We start from the raw sequence: 18,452 nt of genomic DNA on the forward strand, positions 1-18,452 counted from the left end.
ATGACGATCCTCGTGGTGACCGGTACGGGCACCGAGATCGGCAAGACGATCGTGACCGCGGCGGTCGCGGCCGCCTACCGGGACCGCCGGGTCGCGGTCCTCAAGCCCGCCCAGACGGGTCTCGCACCGGGCGAGCCGGGGGACGCCGCCGAGGTGGCACGGCTGGCCGGCGCTCATGTGACGGCCGTCGAACTGGCCCGGTTCCCGGAGCCGTTGGCACCGGAGACAGCCGCACGCCGGGCAGGTCTCACCCCCGTGCGCCCGTACGAGATCGCCGAGGCCGCCCAGAAGCTGGCGACGGAGCACGACCTGGTGCTGGTCGAAGGAGCGGGCGGGCTGCTCGTCCGCTACGACGAGCAGGGGGCCACGCTCGCGGACGCCGCGCGGCTGATGGCGGCGCCCGTGCTGGTGGTGGCCCCGGCGGGCCTGGGCACGCTCAACGCCACCGCCCTGACGACGGAGGCGCTGCGGGCGCGAGGACTCACGTGTCCCGGAGTGGTGGTGGGGAGCATGCCGGCCGATCCGGACCTGGCCTCGCGCTGCAACATCGAGGACCTCCCGGTCGCCGCGGGCGCCCCGCTGCTCGGCGCGGTACCGGCCGGCTCCGGGGCGCTCGAACCGGCCGACTTCCGGGCGCGGGCGGCGGGTTGGCTGGCACCGGAACTCGGCGGTCACCGTATGAGCGGCTGAGCGGGGCCGTACGGGGGAGAATCTGAGGAGAGCCGTATCCACGTGCCCTCCGAGGAGGCCCGATCATGCGTCGGCGCAGCACACCTGTCCCCCGGGACGCGGTGCACCACCCGGTCTTCGCCCGCTTCTACGCCAGGATGAGCGTGGCGGCCGATCTCAAGGGGGGTGTGGCGGACCGTCGCGACGAGCTTCTCGCGGGTCTTTCCGGCCGCGTCATCGAGATCGGTGCGGGCAACGGCCTCAACTTCGCGCACTACCCGGGGGCCGTGTCCGAAGTCGTCGCGATCGAGCCCGAGCGGAGACTGCGGCAGCTGGCGGCCGGTGCGGCGCTGCGCGCGGAGGTGCCGGTCGATGTGGTGCCGGGCACGGCCGAGGCACTGCCGGTCAAGGGCGAGGCGTTCGACGCGGCGGTGGCCTCACTGGTCCTGTGCACCGTGCGGGACCTGCCCCGCGCGCTGGCGGAGATCAAGAGGGTGCTGAGGCCAGGTGGTGAGCTGCGCTTCTTCGAGCACACCCTGGCCCCGGGCCGGGCACTGGCGGCCGCACAGCGGGCCGCGGACCGCACCCTCTGGCCACTGCTCTTCGGGGGCTGTCACACCGCGCGGGACACGGTGGCGGCCATCGAGGAGGCCGGCTTCGAGCTGGGCATGTGCCGCAGGTTCCGTATCCCGGACAAGGGAGTGCAGCTGCCGAGCTCGCCGTGTGTGCTCGGCGTGGCCCGCCGGTCGGCCGTGGTGGACCGCTCGGCGGCGGCAGACTGAGGAACGCCGGTCACAGGCTCCACCGGCGGAGCTCTTCGGCGATGGTCCGGACGTCGGCCTTGCCCTCCTTCACCAGTCGCGCGAGATCGCGCACCTGCTCGGGAGAGGTGATGACCTTCAGCCCTGAGGCGACGAGATAGCCATAGGCGACGGCGGAGGCGAACATGGCGTTGGAGTGCTCGAGCGCGGGCACGTGCAGGAGCAGCTGGAGCAGGGCAGCCGCCCGGGAGTGCGGGTCGCTGTAGACGGGGCTGCCGAAGATCTCCGCCTCGTGCCGGCTGACGGCGGCGACGAGCGCACCCCAGTCGACGACCTGCGGATCACCGGGCGTCTTGTGCTCGGCGACCATGAGCAGCCAGGAAAGGTCGATCTGCAGGTTCAACGGGTGCCTTCGCGCTCCGGGCCGAACTCCTCGGCGAACACCGACTCGTACTGCTTCATGAAGTCGGCCGCGGCCTCGACGAAGGTGTGTCCCACCTCGCCCGCATCCTGTTTGACGAGCTCCTCTATGTAGCGGTTCACACTCATCCCCCGCTGGAGGGCGCGCTGTCGCGCCGCCTCGGCGGTGGCCTCGTCCACTCGAACGTTCAGCTGAGTCTTGGGCACGCCATCACGCTAGCGCGTGTGCGCTAGCACTCGCAAGAGGGCGGGGGCGGGACGGCGCACCCGACAGGGCCCGGGGCGAAACAGTTCGCCCTTCCCCCGAACGCTCTGATTGGCTCTGGCCATGACCGATCTCGATATCCGCTGCGCGGCCCTCTCCGACATCGACGACGTGCTGCGGTTCTGGCGCGAAGCAGCGGAGGGCACCAGCATCACCGACGACCACGAGGGGGTCGCCCGGCTGATCACGCGGGACCCCGAGGCCCTGCTCCTCGCGGAACGCGACGGCCGGATCGCCGGGACCGTCATAGCCGGCTTCGACGGATGGCGATGCTCCGCGTACCGGCTCGCCGTGCACCCCGCCTGCCGCCGGCAGGGCGTCGCGACCGCGCTGCTGGAAGCCGCGGAACAACGATTCGTGGCCCTGGGCGGCCGCCGGGTCGACGCCATGGTGCTGGAATCCAACGAGCGGGCCCATCACACGTGGGGGGCGGCTGGCTACCATCGCGAGGACCACTGGCGGCGCTGGGTCAAGTCCCTGTGACCACGCCCGGAACCGCCGAATACCCCTGAGCGGGCGCGAGCCGTCCGTACAGGGCATTTTGCCGATCCTTTACTATGTATTCTCGACCGTCCAACCCTTTCGAAAGGTGTGAGCGTCCGCCCATGGGCGAGCCCCCCAGTAGTAGACACCGCCGACATCGCGCGAACCTTCTGCCCCTGCCCGATCATGGGACGGAGGTGAACCGATGACCGAAGTGCTCCTGCTCCTCGTGGCGATACTGCTCTCCCTCGCCTGCGGAGCGTTCGTGGCGGCGGAGTTCTCCCTGACCACCGTGGAGCGCGGCGATCTCGAACGGTCCGTCGAGCGAGGGGACCGGGGTGCGGCGAGCGCACTCAAGGCCGTACGCAGTCTCACCTACCAGCTCTCCGGCGCACAGCTCGGCATCACCGTCACCAACCTGATCGTGGGCATGCTCTCCGAGCCGTCCATCTCCAAGCTCATCCGGGGGCCGGTGGAAGCGACGGGGCTGTCGCCCGGTGTGTCCTCCTCGCTGGCACTCGTGATCGGTACGGCGCTGTCCACCGTCGTCCTGATGGTGGTCGGTGAGCTCGTCCCGAAGAACTGGGCGATCTCCTCCCCCCTGGCCGTCGCCCGGAGGGTCGCAGCGCTGCAGCGCGCGTTCACGGCGGTCTTCCGGCCCTTCATCAGCCACCTCAACAACACCGCCAACCGGATCGTGCGGCGTTTCGGCCTCGAGCCGGCCGAAGAGCTGGCCTCGGCTCGCAGCCCGCAGGAGCTGGTGGCCCTGGCGCGCCACTCCGCCAAGGAGGGCGCGCTGGAGGCGGACACCGCCGAACTCTTCGTACGCACCCTCAACCTGTCCGAACTGACCGCGGAGAACGTGATGACCCCCCGCGTCCAGGTCACCGCCCTCGAGGTCCAGGCGACCGCCGAGGACGTCGCGAACGCCACCCGGGCGACCGGACTGTCCCGGTTCCCCGTCTACCGGGGCAGCCTGGACACGGTCGTCGGCGTCGCCCACATCAAGGACGTGCTGGCCATTCCCGCGGACCAGCGGCCCCGTAAGCGCGTGTCCGACATGCTGCGCGAACCACTGCTCGTGCCGGAGACACTCACCGTGGACCGCCTGCTGGACCGGCTCTCCGGAAAGCTGGCCATGGCCGTCGTCATCGACGAGTACGGCGGCACGGCGGGAGTCGTGACGCTGGAGGACATCGTGGAGGAAGTGGTCGGCGAGGTGCGGGACGAGCACGACCCGCACGAGACCCCCGATCTGGCGGCCGCGGGCGAGGACGCCGACGGACGCACCCTGTGGTCCGCCGACGGAGCGGCCCGCACGGACCAGCTCCGCACCATCGGGCTGCGGGTACCGGACGGACCGTACGAGACGCTGGCCGGTCTGATCGCGACGGAGGTGGGCCGCATCCCGGTGGTCGGCGACACCGTCGAGCTCACCGGGTGGCGCATCGACGTGGTGGACGCTTCGGGGCATCGCGCCGCGCGTGCGCTGCTGCACGCCCCGCTGCCCGGCAGCGACGAGCCGGCGGAGGACGAACGATGATCGCCGTCCAGCTCTTCATCGGCCTGCTGACCCTGGTCGTCAACGCCTTCTTCGTCGGCGCGGAGTTCGCGCTGATCTCCGTACGCCGCAGCCAGATCGAGCCCGAGGCCGAAGCCGGGAACCGGCGGGCCCGCAGTGTCATCTGGGGGCTCGAGCACGTGTCGGCGCTCCTCGCGGCGGCACAGCTGGGCATCACGCTCTGCACCCTGGTGCTGGGCATCGTCGCCGAGCCCGCCATCGCCCATCTCCTGGAGCCCGTCTTCGACGGAGTGGGAGTACCGCACGGGCTGGTGCACCCGATCTCGTTCGTCATCGCCCTGACCGTGGCGACGTATCTGCACATGCTGCTCGGCGAGATGGTGCCGAAGAACATCGCGCTGGCCGAGCCGGCCCGCACGGCGCTGCTGCTCGGACCACCGCTGGTCACGCTGGCGAGGGCGCTGAAGCCGGTGATCTTCGCGATCAACGCCTTCGCGAACACGCTGCTGAAGCTGCTGCGGGTGGAGACCAAGGACGAGGTCTCCGCGACCTTCTCCGACGACGAACTGGCACGCCTCGTCAAGGACGCCGAGGACTCCGGGCTCGTCGACGACCGCTCGGCGGACCGTCTGCGCCACGCGCTGGAACTGGGCCGGCGCCCGGTCCAGGACGTGCTCCTCCCGGTCGACCGAGTGCTCTACACCAGGGTCGGCACGACCCCGGAGGAGCTGGAGCGGCTCTCGCACGAGTCCGGCTTCTCGCGCTTCCCCGTGATGGACAGCGAGCAGCGCATCATCGGGTACCTCCATGTGAAGGACGCTCTGGACGCCACGCCGCGCGATCTGCCCTTCCCGGTGACGGCTCTGCGGCCGATCGCCCGGGTGCGTGCGGCGACGCCTCTGGACGACGTGCTGACCGCGCTGCGGCGGAGTCGCACGCATCTGGCGGCCGTCCTCGACGAGGACGGCCGGCTGGCCGGCATGATCACGATGGAGGACGTACTGCGTGAGCTGGTGGGCAGGCCGCAGCCTCGCTGACGCCCGCGTCAGCGTCAGCGTGGTGACGGCACGGGGAGGGGCGGGCGTCGGCCGCGCCCCTCTTCCGTGCTCCCGCCGCCCCTGGTGAGGGGCCGCGGTCGCGGTACGATCGGCAGCGCCATGGAATTGAATGCCTCCTACACCAGTCTTGTCGCGGTCGGCGACTCGTTCACCGAGGGCATGTCGGATCTGCTGCCCGACGGTTCCTACCGCGGCTGGGCCGACGTCCTCGCCGCCCGTCTCGCGGCACGCGCGCCCGGCTTCCGGTACGCCAATCTCGCCGTACGGGGAAAACTCATCAGCCAGATCGTCGACGAGCAGGTCGCGGTCGCCGCCGCACTGCAGCCGGATGTCATCACGCTCGTCGGCGGGCTCAACGACACCCTGCGGCCGAAGTGTGACATGGGCATGGTCCGCGGCCGGCTGGAGGAGGCCGTGGAGCGACTCGCGCCGGCGTGCAAGACCTTGGTGCTGATGCGCAGCCCGGGCCGGAACGGTCCGGTGATGGAACGTTTCCGTCCGCGTATGGAGGAGCTGTTCTCGCTGGTCGGCGACTTGGCCGAGCGCCATGGCGCGGTGGTGACCGACCTGTATGGCGCGCCGTCGCTGGGAGACCCGCGGATGTGGGACGTGGACCGGCTGCACCTGACGGCCGAGGGGCACCGCAGGGTCGCGGAGGCGGTGTGGCAGACGCTGGGGCTGCCCGCGGAGAGCGACTGGCAGACCCCGATGCCGGTGTCCGCGCCCGCCCGGTGGGCGCAGCGGCGGATCGACGACGTACGGTTCGCCCGGCACCATCTGATGCCCTGGATCGGGCGGCGCCTGACCGGGCGCTCGTCCGGCGACGGCCGGGCAGGCGCGCAGTTCGACTCGGAGCTCGGCAAGGCGTACTGGATCACTCCCGCGGACACGGCGAGCCCGGGACCGGTGACCGGCTGGCGCCGGCTGGACGGGTGACCAACTGGAGCCGGCTGGACGGGCGACCAGCTGGCGCCGGCTGACCGGTTGGCGTCAGCTGGACGGCTGACCGGTTGGCGCAGTTATTGCTGTTGCGCATGTGACTGGTGGGGCAGCATGGGCGTTCAGCGCGCAGGGACAACCTGGGCACCGGAGCGGGGGGTAGTACCCATGAGCGGCATACCGGACATCCAGGTTCCGGCGGACGGGATCGACACCGGCACGCCTCACTCGGCACGGGTCTGGAACTACTGGCTGGGCGGCAAGGACAACTACGAAGTGGACCGCCGGCTCGGCGCGACGATGGAAGAGCTCTATCCGCAGATCATCGACATCGCCCGGGCTTCCCGCCGCTTCCAGGCCCGGGCGGTGCGTCATCTGACCGAGGAGGCGGGGATCCGGCAGTTCCTCGATCTCGGCACCGGCCTGCCGACCGCGAACGCGACGCACGAGGTCGCGCAGGCTGTAGCCCCGGCGGCACGTGTGGTGTACGTGGACCACGACCCGATTGTGCTGGCCCACGCGCGCGCACTGCTGACAAGCAGCCCGGAGGGCGCCACGAACTACGTGCACGCGGATCTTCGGGACACGGACGCCGTGCTCCGGGAGGCCGCCCGGACCCTGGATCTTCAGCAGCCGGTGGCGCTGATGGTGCTCTCCACCTTGGGACACATCGCCGACCCGGGTGAGGCTGCCGCCCTTCTGCGCGGCTACCTCGACGCGGTCCCCGCAGGAAGCTTCCTGATGCTGTGCGACACCATCGAGACCGAGGAGACCCGGGCGGCTTCCGACGAGTACGCCAGCGGCGGCGCCATGCCGTACATCTCGCGCCCCAAGGAGATCGTGCGTTCCTTCGCGGACGGGCTCGATCTCGTCGACCCCGGATTCGGGTCGATCAGCCTGTGGCGCCCCGAGGAGCCTCCGGCGGGTGAGCCCGTGGACCAGTGGGGCTTCGTGGCCGCGAAGCCCTGAGGAGCCGGCGGACCGGAGACCGGTCCCGGTCCTCGTAGGAAGCCACATACCGGCCCGCGGCGCGGACCTGCAGAAACCGCCAGTAGAATCCGGACACTGTTCTACGGAAATCAGAAGCCCCGCAGGTCAGGCAAGGTTTGCCAGTCCTGCGGGGCGCCCACATCTCACAATTTCTCACAGGAGCTCTTTCGGGGCCCCTCCATGGAAGACGTCGAGGGCCACCGCGGCGCCCCTCATGTCCTCGGCCTCGATGGACACGTACTTCCGCTTCGTGAAAGCCGCGTTCGTATGGCCCGCCCATGCCGCGAGGACTACGTCCGGCACGCCACTCATGGCGAGCGCCTTCAGCACGGAGTGCCGCGCGTCGTACAACCGCACCTGCCGCAGCCCCAGATCGCGCATCAGGCGGTAGGCGTACTCCCGCAGCTGCCGCGTGTTGATCGGCAGGCCGAGCTCGTTGACGGCGATGTAGCCCGTCTCCGTGTACGCCTCACCCGCGGCCAGCCTCTCCGCAGCCTGCCGGTCACGGAACCGGCGCAGCGCCTCCCACGGACCCTGCGGCAACGGCAGGGCGCGCTCGCCGGACGCCGTCTTCGTATCCTTCTCCAGCACCTTGTTATTGCCGATCATCGTTCGAGTGGTGGTGATCTCGAGGATCCCGACGTCCAGGTCCACATCTGTCCACCGCTGCCCGCAGACCTCCGCCGGCCGCAGCCCCATCAGAGACAGCAGCAACGGAGCAAAGAGCCGGTCCTGCTCCATGCCGCGGATAAAGGTCTGCACCTCGGCGACCGTCCACGGCTTCACCTTGTCGCGGTCTCTCTTATCCGTCTTCTTGTCGGCGAGCGCCACGCGCACGTACTGCGCGGGGCTGGTCGCGATCAGCTTGCGGACAACGGCCCGGCCGAGGGCCTCCCGCAACCGGGTGAGGATGCCCTCGACCGTGGACACCGCCAACCGCGTACCCGGCTCACCGCCTCGCCGGCGCCCGCTGGCCACGACCTCGTCGATGAAGTCCTGGATGTCGTCCTCGCCCAGCTCCTGGAGTCTGATGTGCCCCAGGCGGTCGACGACGTGCACGAGGGCCAGACGATACGTGCGGATCGTCGTCTCCTCGACGTCGCGCCGCTTGTACTCCAGCCACTGATCCAGCCACTCCCCCAGCGTGATCTTGTTGGGGGCGATGAAGGTGCCGGCCGAGCGCTGGTGCAGGATGCGGTCGCGCTCCTCCTTCGCGGCCGTCTTCGTGTCCCGCGTGACCGTCAGCTGGATGCGGCGCCCGTTCTCGTCCAGGCCGGCGTCGACCACCACGCGGTAGCGCACCTTGCCGTCCCGCAGCACAACCCGCTTCGGCTCAGCCATGGCTAGCCCTGAGCCTCATCGGCCACTGCGCCCAGCTCTTCGGTGGTCAGCTCGATCTGCTCCAGCTCGGCTTCCAGCTTCTTGAGGCGGAGCCTTGCCGCCCGCAGCGAGCGTTGGACAGCGGCAGCGTCATCGCCGCGCTTCTCCGAGACCTCCACCAGCCGCTCGACCATCGCCGTCGCGCCTTCGGCCTCTCGGTTCGCCGGGTGATTGGCTGCCTGCCGCTGCTCAGGAGGCAGCGCCAGTGCACGGTAGTTCTCTTCCAGGTCGTAGTAGGCGCGACCCCGCTCCTGGGATCCCCCGGGGTCTTCGCCATCCTCGGCAACTGGCAGTTCGCTAGCTGGGTTGTGCCCCTGCGCCCAGAGCCATGCAGTACGCGTGGAAAGGCGCACGTTTGGCGTGAGCCTAGTCGGCGCCCCATCCCACGCTTCCGGCAGAAGCAGGGTTAGGGGCGAAACGTTCAACGCAAGCGCGAGGGCGACCAGATCGTCGGCATCCACCCGCCGCTGCCCCTTCTCAATGCGGGTGATCCCGGTCGGGGGGATGTGCTGCCCCAACTGCTTCAGGGTTTCGGAGAGTGCCGTCGTAGACACCCCTCGCGCCTTACGGAGCCGCGGGAGGTTCACCTTGAGGTTCTCGCTGATGGGGCCCCAGCCACTGGATGCCACCTCGGGAGTCGCCGCTTTCGCTGTCATCTTCGCAGCGTCTCATGTCATTGCTTGCTTTGCCAGCGACACTCCACTACCGTCAACTTTATTGCAGCGGTCGCTGCGATTCTTGGAGGTAGTCATGTCGACAACCGCATCGGTTGCGCACGATCCTGACGAACTTCTCACGCCACAGGAGGCGAGTGCAGTCGTCAAGCTCTCCGTCTACACCCTGCGGGACAAGCGCTCGCAGGGTGGTGGGCCTCACTTCATCAAACTGTCCCCGGGACGCGGTGGCCGTATCCGCTACCGCCGCCGAGATATCGACGCCTGGCTGGACAGTGCCCGCTCAAAGGGGGGCCACTGATGACCGCCTCGAACGAGCCGACGCTGGACGAGATCCGCACCTGGCCGGCGACAGTCAGCGTTCCCGAGGCTGCCAAGGCCATCGGCATCAGCAAGAGCCATATGCACTCGCTCATCAAGCGCGGCGAAGCCCCCGTCCGCACCCTTTCCTTCGGTGCACGGCACCGAGTCGTGACTGCCGATCTTGTACGCCTGCTCGGCGGCGAACTCCCCGCCGCCTGATCACCGAGGTATCGCCATGGCACGGAACGACATGTCTCGCCCGAGGGGTATTGCAACGCCCGCCGCGCGCTTCTGGTCGCGCGTGAACAAGGCCGGCACCCTGGCCCCGATGCTCGGTCCGTGCTGGACATGGACCGGCTACCGGGACCGCGACGGGTACGGGCGCTTCACGGTCGGGGGTCACGCCTTCTTGGCCCACCGCTACGCGTACACCCGGCTCGTCGGCCCGATAGCGCCCGGTCTCGTCATCGACCACTTGTGCCGCAACCCGGGGTGCGTGAACCCGGCGCACTTGGAGCCGGTCACCCCCGCAGAGAACACCCGGCGCAGCGAGCCGGCGATGCGCACCCACTGCATACGCGGCCACGAGTTCACCCCGGCCAATACCTACTACCGGACCGCCGGCTCCGGCGGGGTGCGCCAGTGCCGGGCCTGCAACGCCGACGCCGTCGCCCGGTACAAGGCCCGCAAGAGGGAGCCCCAGGCGGCATGACGGCTAACGCAAGCGGTCCCTGGCAGTTCGTACCTGCCAGGGACCAGCGAGACCTCACGGTGCGTGCTTCTGCGCCCACCATGCCACAGCCGGGATGTGGCCGTGAAGTGCACGCAACACCCGGCTGGCCTCCCGTTGCCATTCCGGGCTGCCCCGGCTGGTACCGGCATCACATCAGTGGCCGACAGGAAGACCTGCCCGGTGATCGACAAGCAGGAGGCGGCCAGTGAGCGACGACAAGGCCCCTGTTCGCGTGGGCCGCTTCGACTGGGAACGCCTCATGATCATGAGCGACTTGCCGGAGCCGGACCGCTACAAGCTGCTGGCCGTCGCCATCTTCATGAGCGCGGACGGCAGCAACGTGCGGCCCGGCAACAACGGCCTGGCCCACTTCGGGCCGCACGCGGACACCTGGAAGAAGCTCCTCCAGCGAACGACTAAGGCCGGCTGGCTCCTCCAGATGGAGCGCGGCGGAGCTCGAAGGGGACCCAACGGTACGACCATCCGTCGTGCGTCCGTCTACGCCGCTTCGGTCCCGAAGGCCACATGGGAGCGGCGCCACGAGGTGCTGAACAGCCCTCCGTTCAGGTCGGCGGGCTTTGAAGGGGGCGCCGATCCGGCGCCAGATTCTTTGAAGGGGGCGCCAAACACCCCCTCGCAAGATGCCGCATCCTTGAAGGGGGCGTCAGGGACCCCCTTCAAGGATGCGGACCCCGTTTCGAAGGGGGTGCCTGGAGACCCCCTTCAAGACAAAGAGGGTCGAGCGGACGCGACTTTGAAGGGGGCACCCGAAGTTTTGAAGGGGGCGTCAGGGAGTTTTGAAGGGGGCCCTCAGAGTTTTGAAGGGGGTACAGCTGCACCCCCCCATCACGTAGTTCCATCACGTAGTAATTCATCAAGTACTTCCACCACCTCCAGGGCTGGCGCCCCAGCGGACGAGACCGGCACGGACGCGGTTGCTGTCACCGAAGGAGGAGGGGGAGGTGAGTCTTCTTTCGAAGAGATCACAGACGAAACCCAGCGGGCGCAGGCGTTCGTCGACAGCCTCCCCATGCCAGGGCGACAACCAAGGAAGCAGCAACTAGAGGACCTTCCCCGTCGCGTCCTTGCCGCGTTCCGAGCCGACTGGTCCGAAGCAGGGCTGCGCCGCTACCTCGACATCAGCGACGTACCTGCCGTCGGCTCTGCTGCTGCCCTGTACCTGTACCGGCTGCGGGACGACCAGCTACCTGACAACGAGGCGCCCCCGGTCCTGGAGGGCACAGACGCCACCGTTAACGGATGGATGAAACTCGCTGGGAAGTTCGGGGCCGAGGAGGCAGAACACCTTTCGCCGGGACACCAGCCGTTCCCGCCTATGAGGCGCAACGGATACACCCCGTCCAACCCGAACGCCATCTGGGATCGGATCGCCGACGATGCAGCTAACAAGGTCTCCCCGCCGGGCGCCGAGAAGTACAAGCACTGCGGCAACTGCGATCCGGTCACCCGTACTCGCGAAGAGGGCGACTGGAACGGCGAGAAGAAGCACACCCCCTGTGTCGGCTGCCACCCGTCAATGCAGTTTGGCTAGCCATCCCCCATGCACCGGAGAGAGGAGTCACCATGGACACCGCCCCCCTCATCATCTGGGGTCGATGCCGCAGCGGTAAGCGCTGGTTCTGGACCGCGAACGAATACGACGGCGGCGAAACTCACGGCTGGGCCGACACCATGACAGAGGCCTCACAGCTCGCCAACGCTGCCGCGCTTCAACTTGCCGCCGGCCGGTACGCCAACATCCACGTCCTGCACGGCGTCGCCACCGACAAGCTCAAAAAGCTCAACGCCGCCAAGAAGGCCACCAGGCCGCCCCGTAGCGCCCGCACAGGGGCAGAGCCGCCCCCAAACCCGGTCGGATACCTGTACGGCATCGAGCCGGGCCGGTGGGACCTCAACGACCGCACGTGGATCGACGGGCAGATCGTCAACTTCCCCATCACGAAGAAGACCGCCCGCCGCGTCTACTACCAGCGCCCCCGAGGCCCGATCACCCACAACATCTGGGAGCCCGGCTACGTAGACCGGCAGGAACTCGAACGGCTTGGTCACGTCCGAGTCCCTCACTGGTTCATGTTGTTCGCCGAACCGCCCGAGCTCCCGGAAACGCGCCTGCGGAAACCCCGGTGGTACCAGCCGGCCTCGAGCCAGCCCGACCTCAAGGCGCTCAAGGCCGCCATGGCCGCGGCACACCCCGACCGCGGCGGCAGCAACGAAGCGTTCATCGCCGCCCGCCAGCGGTACGTACATGCCCGGGAGCAGCGCGCCGCCTGACCGGGCAGCACCGAATGCGCCCGAACCTGTGGCGCGGCCACCCACACCCGGACAGCATCGACACCCCACCCACACCGAAAGGACCCCATGACCAGACAGCTCACGACGCAGAACGCGACGATCACCACCGCCGCCGTCGAGGTGAAAACCCTCACCATCAGCGGCAAGCAGGTCACCCTCGCCGTCTTCCGGCAGCTTCGCGAGGAACCCCTGGTTGCCACCGACGGCACCCTGAACGGCGAGCCCTGGGGCGTCGTCAACTACCACCCGGACAAGTGCGGAGACGATCAGGAGCACGTACACGTCGTCTGGCAGAAAGGCTCCGACCTCCGCCGCTCCCACGTCACGGCCGTGCCCGACTTCGACTACCTCACGCCCAATGGCAACCACCTGAAGAACGCCCATTGGTACAGCAGCACGGCCGTCAATCGATACCTCACCGCCCTCATCTGCATGGGACTGACAGCCGGGAGCGAACCACTCCTTTCACCGCGGCCCCGGCGCTCGTCCGAGTTCCACGGCGAAGCGAACAGCTACCTGGCGAAGCTGGAGCTGCCGGCGGGATTGTCCGAGACGGACACCTTCCCGGTGATGGCCACCGCGCCACAGGTCGCCGTCGACGCCGCCGACCTGGCCGCTCAGTACCTCACAGCCCAAGCGAAGGTCGATGCCGGGCTGAGCGACTACGAACGCACCTTGTCGCCCGACTGGCAGGCGAACGCCATTTCCAGTCGGCGGGACACGGCCGAACGCAGCCGTCAGAAGTACAAGGAGGCCATGGAAGCCCTGCGCGCCGCCGTCGAGCGGTGCGGCGGGTTCGATGCCGTAGGGGACGCCTACTCCGCCGATATCGAGGCGGAGGAAGCCCGCCGGAAACGGCACCGCGAGGCCCGGGTTCACCTGGCGGAGCTTCCCCAGCTGTTCATCGCCGCCTGACCCGCACGTCGGCCGCCCCCGCGGGATTCGGGGGCGGCCACCCATCAGGCAACCACGGAAGGACCGCCATGACCGAACAGGCAGCAGAGGACGACGACCCGTTCAGCGTCACCAACATGAAGGCCATCTGCGCCCGGCTCAACATCCCAGTCACGACGTTCGTCAACGACGCAGGTGAAGCCGACCTCGCCATCGACCAGGCCGGCTGGGAACGCATCCGCGACTCCATGCTCCTCGTCGGTGAAATCGATCTCGCCCGTGACCTCGAAGCAAGCATCGCCAGACACCTGCCACCCGACGGCGAATAGCCCACCACGGCTGGGGTCCGTCCGACCTTGGCCCCAGCCACCTACAAGGCTCCACTCCACCCCAGCCCCCGCCCGGAATCTGGGAATCGATGAACGTCGACGACGTCGTGCAGGCCCGCATTACAGACGCCCGCCAGAAGATCGAACAGCGCAAACGGCGCCGCGTGGAACTCGCCAAACGCCGCACCTACGGCCTCGAAGCCCGCCACGCCGCGAAGCTCCGCCGCTGGCAACGAGAAGAGTCCGAATGAACCACAGCCCCCCGCAGGTCAGCGCTGACCAGTCAGGGCCGGACACGCGCGCGAGAGAGGAGAGATGACTATGGCGTCGCTGAGTGAGGAACAGCGGCAGGCGGTCCTTGATGCCGCCCGTCGGCCGGGTGCCACCCGTAACGGGGTCGCCAGGGAGACGGGGGTGTCGGAAGGCAGCGTGACCGCCATTTGCACCGCGGCGGGAGTCAGCTTCGACCGGTCGCTGACAGAAGCTGCAGTTAGGGCCAGGGTCATCGACTTGAAGGCGGCCCGGCTGGGGGTGGCGTCTTCGATGCTGGATGACGTGCAGGTGGCCCGGCAGCGTATGCACGGCGCCGAGGACAACCGGGCGTTTCTCGACGGGGCGAAGGCGGTTGCCGCCCTGGCCGGCACGCACGTCCGCTTGGCGGCTTTCGATAAGGACGACTCGGTGGGCGTCGACGCGGCGAAGTCGATGCTTGGGAACCTGGCCGTAGCGCTGGGCGCGGCGGCATCAGCGGACGAGGAGGCCTCTAATGGCGCTGTCGGCTGAACAGATTCGAGGCCGCCTGTACGCGGTCATGGCTGCCGTTGCCGCGGAAGGGCACACCGACGTCGACTACCTGCTTGACGACCTCGGACCGGACGAGCTGGGGACGCTTGTTCACGGCCTGGCCGTACTGGCGTTGCAGGGCATGGTGCTGCCCGGCACGGACACCCGGGCTCCGGAGGTGCGGGCGAGGCTTCTGCCTGAGCTGCAGGCCCTGGTACTCGAAAGGCGGCTCAATGACGAGCCGTGACGTGGGCAGGGTGCCGCCTGGCGCCCGGGCGCTGGTGCGGGAGGACGGCACGGTTGTCATTCCAGCTGCTCTGGCCGGCGAGGTGCTTCGTCGACTGCTGCGGGATGTGACTGCGGAGATCAGTGCGGCGAAGGGCCAGCCGTCCACGGCGTGCCGGGAGCTGCTCTGGGGCTTGCACCTGGCGGCCAAGCAGGCGGAGAAGGCGGATGGTTCCACACGCGGAACCCCGGAAGCCGGGTCGGCGAAGGTGGAGATCAGTACTTCGGAGGCGGCCCACCGGCTGGGTTGTTCGGAGTCCTACGCAAGGCGTCTGGCACGTACTGGCCGCCTGCGGGGCCGGAAGGTCGGCCCAGTGTGGTTGGTGGCTGAGGCGGCAATCGTCGCTCCAGAACGGACAGGAGAAGCGGCATGACAGGACTGACGGCAGCGCAGCAGGAGCTGGTCGACGCGAAGGCGGAGATTGCCGAGATGCAGGGGCTCATTGACGGGCTCGAGGAGAAGGTGCGCGACGGCGAGGCGGCCGAGGAGGCGCAGCAGCTGGGCGAGCAGTACGGGCTGCAGCGTCTGGCGGTGCTGCGCCGTGAGGCGGCGGAACGGAAGCTGGAGAAAGCCGAGGCCGCGGAGCTTTCCCGCCGGCGAGGTGAGGCGGAGAAGACGGCCCGCGTTGAGCTGACCGAGGTGTCGACCGGGGTCATCGCGGAGAAGTACGCGGCGGCCATGGCGGCGCTCGATGACCTGGCCGACGTCTGCGTGAGGCGGGAGGACGCCGTTCGGCGGCACCTGGCCGTGTTCGCCGACCTCGACATGCCGCACGTGATTGCCAACGCCAACCCGCAGCACATCTTCGCCTTGGACGGCGAGCGCTACGAGCGGGGCACACATACGGCGCAGCACCTGGTCAGCCGGGCGACCAGCCACGTGTTCCGAGTGCACGGCCTGAGAGGGGGGCCAAGCGACTTCGGTGGGCTCCACCCGGTCGAGGAGGTCATTACCGCAGCGTCCGGGATGACGACAGCCGAGGCAAAGGCGGCGAACGCGTCGGGTTCGTTGCCGGCCCGCCTTGTGGCGTCGGCGCACGTCACCGCGGTGAACGGGGAAGGGCTGTGAGTGCGCCAGCGGGGGTCGTTGACCACCGGGAGGTCCGGAGGGTGGCTGCTGCGCTTGGCCTGGCGTATGCGGAAGGCGATATGGACCGTGGGGCGGCACTGTTGAAGGGGGTCGACCCGCAGACGGCAGGGGCGGTCCTGCTGGCCTTGACGGGCGCCTGGGTGGGCGCCCTGGATTTGGTGGCCGAGGCGGCTGGCGAATCGGATCCGCGGGCGCACACGAAGAGGCTGCTGTACGCGGAAGCGCTTGAGTCCGCAGCAGAGTAGGCGCACAGCAGAAGGCGCCCGTTCCCGATCGTGGGGCGGGCGCCTTCTGCTGTGCGGTCAGTCGTCGCTGTAGTCCTCGGCCAAGTGGTCGGGGAATTCGTCGAGGGCCGCGGAGAGACAGGCCGCGGCCTGGAAAGTGAGGCGCTCGAACTCTCGAGTGAGGCTCGCGAGGTCGTCCAGGTCTAGCGGGATGAACGTGGCCTCGGGCTTCAGGCGCCGGCTGCGCGACGTGCCCGGTATGCCGTCCGGGCCACGCCAACTGACCGACCCGTGCACGTACTGGTTGCGTCTCTCGAACGCATTCTTGGAAGCGATAAGAGTGTCCTTGAACCTGGCCTGCCATTCGGCGCTGGCGTCCTCGCGGGCCAGGACGAGCGCCTTGCACGCCTCGATGACGCGGGAGATGGATTCGCCGCTTATCAGGAGAGCTCCGTAGGGGCTGCCGCTGAGAGCCTTGGCTGTCTGTTCAAGGAAGTACTCGAGCGTCGAGGCCTGGCGGACCATCTTCCCAAGGTGGGCGTCCAGGCTCTTGTCGGTCCTCATCCATTCAATCGGGTGCATCGCCACAGACTCGGTTGCCATCACCGCCATCCGCAAGCCGTTTCGTCGCGTTCCTAGGACATCACCGCCTGGCTCCAGATAATCTTTATTCTCTGTAGTTGGAACGGGCCCGATCCGAGGGGGAGTTCATGACCGACATCGAGAGGCGCGAGCAGCCGTCCGCGCCAGTCGTCCGCCAGCTATCGCCCGAAGCGCGAGTCGCACTCGCCGCCGGCCGCGCCGACTCCACGCGGAAGGCGTACCGCGAGGACCGCGAAGCCTTCCTGGCCTGGTGTGCCGAGCAGGGCGAGCAGCCTCTGCCCGCGACGCAGGATCTCCTCATCGAGTACGTCACCCACCTGACGCTCACCCCTCGCCCCCGCACGGGCAGGCCGTCGGCGCCGAGCTCCCTCGAGCGGATGCTGTCCGCCATCACGACGATGCACGCAGAACTGAACCTGCCCAGGCCCGAGACGAAGGGCGCCCGCACCGTCATCGCCGGCTACAAGCACCAGCTCGCCGTCGACAAGAAGCCGGGCGGCAAGCAGCAGCAGGCCAAGGCCGCCCTTCCGCCTGCGCTTGGAAAGATGGTGGCCACCCTCGACCGGAGCACGCTCATCGGCAAGCGTGACGCGGCCATGCTGCTCCTCGGCTATTCCGCGGCCACCCGCTCCTCAGAGCTCGTCGGCATCGACATCGGCGAGCCCGTCGAGTGCGACGAGGGATACCTGGTGTCGATCTACCGGGTGAAGATGAAGAAGTTCACCGAGTCCGCCGTGCCCTACGGCAAAACGCCGGCGACATGCCCCGTGCGGGCGCTCCGCTCCCTGATCGTCGCCATGCGTGAAGCGGGCCGCATCGAGGGCCCCCTGTTCGTGCGCATCGACCGACACGGCCGGATCGCACCGCCGATGATGCGGCGCGGCAAGCCGATCGGGGATCCCTCCGGCCGGCTCACTCCCGACGCGGCTTCTGACGTCGTCGAGCGTCTGGCGGAGGCCGCCGGGTTCGAGGGCCGGTGGCGCGGCCACTCCCTGCGCCGCGGGTTCGCCACCGCAGCCCAGCGCGGCGGGGCATCCGTGATCCGCGTGGCCAGGCAGGGCGGGTGGGCGGACAACTCCACCTCCCTCGCCCGCTACTTCGACGAAGGTGACCCCTGGGAGGACAACCCCGTCATGGGGCTGTAGCGACACGCTGAGCTTTCTTGTAGCGCAGCCCTGTCCGGTGCGGGTCGGTTGGACTAAGGGGTGTAACTGAACCCCGTTGGAAGGCAGCACATGACCGATCAGTCCACCAGCACTCAGGTCTGCACCGGCTGCGGCGGCGCCCTCGCTGTTCCCGCCCGCCGCTTCCACGGCGAGCAGGAGCCTGTTCGCCACATCGGCGTCCCCGGTGAGCCCGCCGACTGCCCCGAGTAGCCACCGCAACGACTGAAGCCCCCGCCACCGGCGGGGGCTTCGTCATGCTGCTGTGCGCCCGGGGTGGGAGTACCCGGCGTCGCGTACAGCGGCGGCGTACAGCTGCGCCCGTTCGTCGTCGGCGAGCTCGAGGACGTCGGCCAGGCGGCGGGCTGCATTCAGCGACGGTGTCCGAGTTCCGGCTTCGACAGCGCACATGTAGTGCCGGTTCAGGCCGGCGGCGACGGACGCCCTGCGCTGGCTGAGCCCGGTCCGCTCGCGTGCTGCGGCCAGAAGCGGCCCGAGGGTTGCGGGCGGGGTCCGCCGCGTTCGGAACGTTGCCTTGGATGCCATCCTGTCACGCCCTTTCTGCAGATGA

Annotated in this window: 28 protein-coding genes; 22 read left to right on the plus strand and 6 right to left on the minus strand. The window is 68.9% G+C overall.

The window, feature by feature from the left end; all coding sequences use genetic code 11:
- Together bioD and ACIBCU_RS26205 are read left to right on the plus strand one after the other, a co-directional pair.
- The gene (gene bioD, locus ACIBCU_RS26200; RefSeq protein ID WP_362927779.1) at positions 1-690 is read left to right on the plus strand and encodes a dethiobiotin synthase; all 690 of its coding nucleotides are present in this window, start codon (positions 1-3) and stop codon (positions 688-690) included.
- A gap of 65 nt (positions 691-755) precedes the next feature.
- Positions 756-1,451 carry a class I SAM-dependent methyltransferase gene (locus tag ACIBCU_RS26205; protein WP_362927780.1) on the plus strand — a complete coding sequence of 232 codons (696 nt, stop codon included), beginning with the start codon at positions 756-758 and terminating at the stop codon, positions 1,449-1,451.
- Positions 1,452-1,461: 10 nt separating this feature from the next.
- Here the strand turns inward: ACIBCU_RS26205 and ACIBCU_RS26210 are convergent, their stop codons facing one another.
- Positions 1,462-1,833 (minus strand): fic family toxin-antitoxin system, toxin component, encoded by a 372-nt coding sequence (locus tag ACIBCU_RS26210; protein ID WP_362927781.1) that lies wholly within the window; start codon positions 1,831-1,833, stop codon positions 1,462-1,464.
- Positions 1,830-2,057: a hypothetical protein gene (locus ACIBCU_RS26215; protein WP_014157595.1), complete on the minus strand. Its 228-nt coding sequence runs from the start codon at positions 2,055-2,057 to the stop codon at positions 1,830-1,832. The genes ACIBCU_RS26210 and ACIBCU_RS26215 overlap by 4 nt, the downstream gene beginning before the upstream one ends.
- Positions 2,058-2,178: 121 nt before the next feature.
- Between ACIBCU_RS26215 and ACIBCU_RS26220 the strand changes: the two genes are divergently transcribed.
- The 5 genes from ACIBCU_RS26220 (at position 2,179) to ACIBCU_RS26240 (ending at position 7,086) form a co-directional block, all read left to right on the plus strand.
- Complete coding sequence (locus tag ACIBCU_RS26220) at positions 2,179-2,598, plus strand: GNAT family N-acetyltransferase (RefSeq protein WP_362927783.1); 420 nt, start codon at positions 2,179-2,181, stop codon at positions 2,596-2,598.
- Between the two features lie 205 nt (positions 2,599-2,803).
- A complete protein-coding gene (locus tag ACIBCU_RS26225) occupies positions 2,804-4,141 on the plus strand; it encodes a hemolysin family protein (RefSeq protein ID WP_399234370.1) in 1,338 nt (445 codons plus the stop codon).
- On the plus strand, positions 4,138-5,157 hold the full coding sequence (locus ACIBCU_RS26230; protein WP_399234372.1) for a hemolysin family protein: 1,020 nt from the start codon (positions 4,138-4,140) through the stop codon (positions 5,155-5,157). The genes ACIBCU_RS26225 and ACIBCU_RS26230 overlap by 4 nt, the downstream gene beginning before the upstream one ends.
- Positions 5,158-5,277: 120 nt before the next feature.
- Complete coding sequence (locus ACIBCU_RS26235; protein WP_399234374.1) at positions 5,278-6,114, plus strand: SGNH/GDSL hydrolase family protein; 837 nt, start codon at positions 5,278-5,280, stop codon at positions 6,112-6,114.
- A gap of 171 nt (positions 6,115-6,285) precedes the next feature.
- Positions 6,286-7,086, plus strand: a complete 801-nt coding sequence (locus ACIBCU_RS26240; protein WP_362927787.1) for an SAM-dependent methyltransferase — start codon at positions 6,286-6,288, stop codon at positions 7,084-7,086.
- Positions 7,087-7,260: 174 nt separating this feature from the next.
- Here the strand turns inward: ACIBCU_RS26240 and xerC are convergent, their stop codons facing one another.
- Both xerC and ACIBCU_RS26250 read right to left on the minus strand, forming a co-directional pair.
- Entirely contained in the window at positions 7,261-8,448 is a 1,188-nt protein-coding gene (gene xerC, locus ACIBCU_RS26245; RefSeq protein ID WP_399234376.1) for a tyrosine recombinase XerC, read from the minus strand.
- A gap of 2 nt (positions 8,449-8,450) precedes the next feature.
- Positions 8,451-9,143 (minus strand): helix-turn-helix domain-containing protein, encoded by a 693-nt coding sequence (locus ACIBCU_RS26250; RefSeq protein ID WP_399234378.1) that lies wholly within the window; start codon positions 9,141-9,143, stop codon positions 8,451-8,453.
- 94 nt (positions 9,144-9,237) lie between these two features.
- Between ACIBCU_RS26250 and ACIBCU_RS26255 the strand changes: the two genes are divergently transcribed.
- From ACIBCU_RS26255 to ACIBCU_RS26315, 13 genes are all read left to right on the plus strand, one after another.
- The gene (locus ACIBCU_RS26255; RefSeq protein ID WP_399234380.1) at positions 9,238-9,462 is read left to right on the plus strand and encodes a helix-turn-helix transcriptional regulator; all 225 of its coding nucleotides are present in this window, start codon (positions 9,238-9,240) and stop codon (positions 9,460-9,462) included.
- Entirely contained in the window at positions 9,462-9,683 is a 222-nt protein-coding gene (locus ACIBCU_RS26260) for a DNA-binding protein (RefSeq protein ID WP_399234382.1), read from the plus strand. The genes ACIBCU_RS26255 and ACIBCU_RS26260 overlap by 1 nt, the downstream gene beginning before the upstream one ends.
- A 31-nt stretch (positions 9,684-9,714) precedes the next feature.
- Positions 9,715-10,176, plus strand: a complete 462-nt coding sequence (locus tag ACIBCU_RS26265) for an HNH endonuclease signature motif containing protein (RefSeq protein ID WP_399234384.1) — start codon at positions 9,715-9,717, stop codon at positions 10,174-10,176.
- A 226-nt stretch (positions 10,177-10,402) separates the two neighbouring features.
- Positions 10,403-11,749 (plus strand): hypothetical protein, encoded by a 1,347-nt coding sequence (locus ACIBCU_RS26270; RefSeq protein WP_399234386.1) that lies wholly within the window; start codon positions 10,403-10,405, stop codon positions 11,747-11,749.
- A 32-nt stretch (positions 11,750-11,781) separates the two neighbouring features.
- Positions 11,782-12,489, plus strand: coding sequence for a hypothetical protein (locus tag ACIBCU_RS26275; RefSeq protein WP_399234388.1), 708 nt, complete (start codon positions 11,782-11,784; stop codon positions 12,487-12,489).
- Positions 12,490-12,576: 87 nt separating this feature from the next.
- On the plus strand, positions 12,577-13,425 hold the full coding sequence (locus ACIBCU_RS26280) for a hypothetical protein (protein WP_399234390.1): 849 nt from the start codon (positions 12,577-12,579) through the stop codon (positions 13,423-13,425).
- Positions 13,426-13,493: 68 nt separating this feature from the next.
- On the plus strand, positions 13,494-13,733 hold the full coding sequence (locus ACIBCU_RS26285) for a hypothetical protein (RefSeq protein ID WP_399234392.1): 240 nt from the start codon (positions 13,494-13,496) through the stop codon (positions 13,731-13,733).
- Between the two features lie 89 nt (positions 13,734-13,822).
- Positions 13,823-13,984, plus strand: a complete 162-nt coding sequence (locus ACIBCU_RS26290) for a hypothetical protein (RefSeq protein ID WP_399234394.1) — start codon at positions 13,823-13,825, stop codon at positions 13,982-13,984.
- Positions 13,985-14,054: 70 nt separating this feature from the next.
- Entirely contained in the window at positions 14,055-14,516 is a 462-nt protein-coding gene (locus ACIBCU_RS26295) for a hypothetical protein (protein WP_399234395.1), read from the plus strand.
- Positions 14,500-14,763 (plus strand): hypothetical protein, encoded by a 264-nt coding sequence (locus tag ACIBCU_RS26300; protein WP_399234397.1) that lies wholly within the window; start codon positions 14,500-14,502, stop codon positions 14,761-14,763. Before ACIBCU_RS26295 ends, ACIBCU_RS26300 begins: the two co-directional genes overlap by 17 nt.
- A complete protein-coding gene (locus tag ACIBCU_RS26305) occupies positions 14,750-15,175 on the plus strand; it encodes a helix-turn-helix domain-containing protein (protein WP_399234399.1) in 426 nt (141 codons plus the stop codon). The genes ACIBCU_RS26300 and ACIBCU_RS26305 overlap by 14 nt, the downstream gene beginning before the upstream one ends.
- Positions 15,172-15,870: a hypothetical protein gene (locus tag ACIBCU_RS26310; protein ID WP_399234401.1), complete on the plus strand. Its 699-nt coding sequence runs from the start codon at positions 15,172-15,174 to the stop codon at positions 15,868-15,870. The genes ACIBCU_RS26305 and ACIBCU_RS26310 overlap by 4 nt, the downstream gene beginning before the upstream one ends.
- A 41-nt stretch (positions 15,871-15,911) precedes the next feature.
- Positions 15,912-16,136: a secretion protein HlyD gene (locus ACIBCU_RS26315; RefSeq protein ID WP_399234403.1), complete on the plus strand. Its 225-nt coding sequence runs from the start codon at positions 15,912-15,914 to the stop codon at positions 16,134-16,136.
- A gap of 57 nt (positions 16,137-16,193) precedes the next feature.
- On the opposite strand, the gene ACIBCU_RS26320 is transcribed toward ACIBCU_RS26315, so the two are convergent.
- The gene (locus ACIBCU_RS26320; protein WP_399234405.1) at positions 16,194-16,718 is read right to left on the minus strand and encodes a hypothetical protein; all 525 of its coding nucleotides are present in this window, start codon (positions 16,716-16,718) and stop codon (positions 16,194-16,196) included.
- Positions 16,719-16,825: 107 nt separating this feature from the next.
- Here ACIBCU_RS26320 and ACIBCU_RS26325 point away from each other — a divergent pair, with 107 nt between their 5' ends.
- Positions 16,826-17,863, plus strand: a complete 1,038-nt coding sequence (locus ACIBCU_RS26325) for a tyrosine-type recombinase/integrase (RefSeq protein WP_399234407.1) — start codon at positions 16,826-16,828, stop codon at positions 17,861-17,863.
- Between the two features lie 90 nt (positions 17,864-17,953).
- On the plus strand, positions 17,954-18,094 hold the full coding sequence (locus ACIBCU_RS26330) for a hypothetical protein (protein WP_399234409.1): 141 nt from the start codon (positions 17,954-17,956) through the stop codon (positions 18,092-18,094).
- A gap of 42 nt (positions 18,095-18,136) precedes the next feature.
- Here ACIBCU_RS26330 and ACIBCU_RS26335 read toward each other — a convergent pair whose 3' ends face one another.
- A complete protein-coding gene (locus tag ACIBCU_RS26335; RefSeq protein WP_399234411.1) occupies positions 18,137-18,427 on the minus strand; it encodes a helix-turn-helix transcriptional regulator in 291 nt (96 codons plus the stop codon).
- Between the last annotated feature and the right edge of the window lie 25 nt (positions 18,428-18,452).

This window comes from Streptomyces sp. NPDC051064 (assembly GCF_044455985.1).
In the GTDB taxonomy this organism is placed as follows: Bacteria; Actinomycetota; Actinomycetes; order Streptomycetales; family Streptomycetaceae; genus Streptomyces.

Coding starts and splice junctions, on each gene's coding strand:
- bioD (WP_362927779.1), top strand. CDS start 1: ATGACGATCCTCGTGGTGACCGGTACGGGCACCGAGATCGGCAAGACG.
- ACIBCU_RS26205 (WP_362927780.1), top strand. CDS start 756: ATGCGTCGGCGCAGCACACCTGTCCCCCGGGACGCGGTGCACCACCCG.
- ACIBCU_RS26220 (WP_362927783.1), top strand. CDS start 2,179: ATGACCGATCTCGATATCCGCTGCGCGGCCCTCTCCGACATCGACGAC.
- ACIBCU_RS26225 (WP_399234370.1), top strand. CDS start 2,804: ATGACCGAAGTGCTCCTGCTCCTCGTGGCGATACTGCTCTCCCTCGCC.
- ACIBCU_RS26230 (WP_399234372.1), top strand. CDS start 4,138: ATGATCGCCGTCCAGCTCTTCATCGGCCTGCTGACCCTGGTCGTCAAC.
- ACIBCU_RS26235 (WP_399234374.1), top strand. CDS start 5,278: ATGGAATTGAATGCCTCCTACACCAGTCTTGTCGCGGTCGGCGACTCG.
- ACIBCU_RS26240 (WP_362927787.1), top strand. CDS start 6,286: ATGAGCGGCATACCGGACATCCAGGTTCCGGCGGACGGGATCGACACC.
- xerC (WP_399234376.1), bottom strand. CDS start 8,448: ATGGCTGAGCCGAAGCGGGTTGTGCTGCGGGACGGCAAGGTGCGCTAC.
- ACIBCU_RS26250 (WP_399234378.1), bottom strand. CDS start 9,143: ATGACAGCGAAAGCGGCGACTCCCGAGGTGGCATCCAGTGGCTGGGGC.
- ACIBCU_RS26255 (WP_399234380.1), top strand. CDS start 9,238: ATGTCGACAACCGCATCGGTTGCGCACGATCCTGACGAACTTCTCACG.
- ACIBCU_RS26260 (WP_399234382.1), top strand. CDS start 9,462: ATGACCGCCTCGAACGAGCCGACGCTGGACGAGATCCGCACCTGGCCG.
- ACIBCU_RS26265 (WP_399234384.1), top strand. CDS start 9,715: ATGTCTCGCCCGAGGGGTATTGCAACGCCCGCCGCGCGCTTCTGGTCG.
- ACIBCU_RS26275 (WP_399234388.1), top strand. CDS start 11,782: ATGGACACCGCCCCCCTCATCATCTGGGGTCGATGCCGCAGCGGTAAG.
- ACIBCU_RS26280 (WP_399234390.1), top strand. CDS start 12,577: ATGACCAGACAGCTCACGACGCAGAACGCGACGATCACCACCGCCGCC.
- ACIBCU_RS26285 (WP_399234392.1), top strand. CDS start 13,494: ATGACCGAACAGGCAGCAGAGGACGACGACCCGTTCAGCGTCACCAAC.
- ACIBCU_RS26290 (WP_399234394.1), top strand. CDS start 13,823: ATGAACGTCGACGACGTCGTGCAGGCCCGCATTACAGACGCCCGCCAG.
- ACIBCU_RS26295 (WP_399234395.1), top strand. CDS start 14,055: ATGGCGTCGCTGAGTGAGGAACAGCGGCAGGCGGTCCTTGATGCCGCC.
- ACIBCU_RS26300 (WP_399234397.1), top strand. CDS start 14,500: ATGGCGCTGTCGGCTGAACAGATTCGAGGCCGCCTGTACGCGGTCATG.
- ACIBCU_RS26305 (WP_399234399.1), top strand. CDS start 14,750: ATGACGAGCCGTGACGTGGGCAGGGTGCCGCCTGGCGCCCGGGCGCTG.
- ACIBCU_RS26310 (WP_399234401.1), top strand. CDS start 15,172: ATGACAGGACTGACGGCAGCGCAGCAGGAGCTGGTCGACGCGAAGGCG.
- ACIBCU_RS26320 (WP_399234405.1), bottom strand. CDS start 16,718: ATGGCAACCGAGTCTGTGGCGATGCACCCGATTGAATGGATGAGGACC.
- ACIBCU_RS26325 (WP_399234407.1), top strand. CDS start 16,826: ATGACCGACATCGAGAGGCGCGAGCAGCCGTCCGCGCCAGTCGTCCGC.
- ACIBCU_RS26330 (WP_399234409.1), top strand. CDS start 17,954: ATGACCGATCAGTCCACCAGCACTCAGGTCTGCACCGGCTGCGGCGGC.
- ACIBCU_RS26335 (WP_399234411.1), bottom strand. CDS start 18,427: ATGGCATCCAAGGCAACGTTCCGAACGCGGCGGACCCCGCCCGCAACC.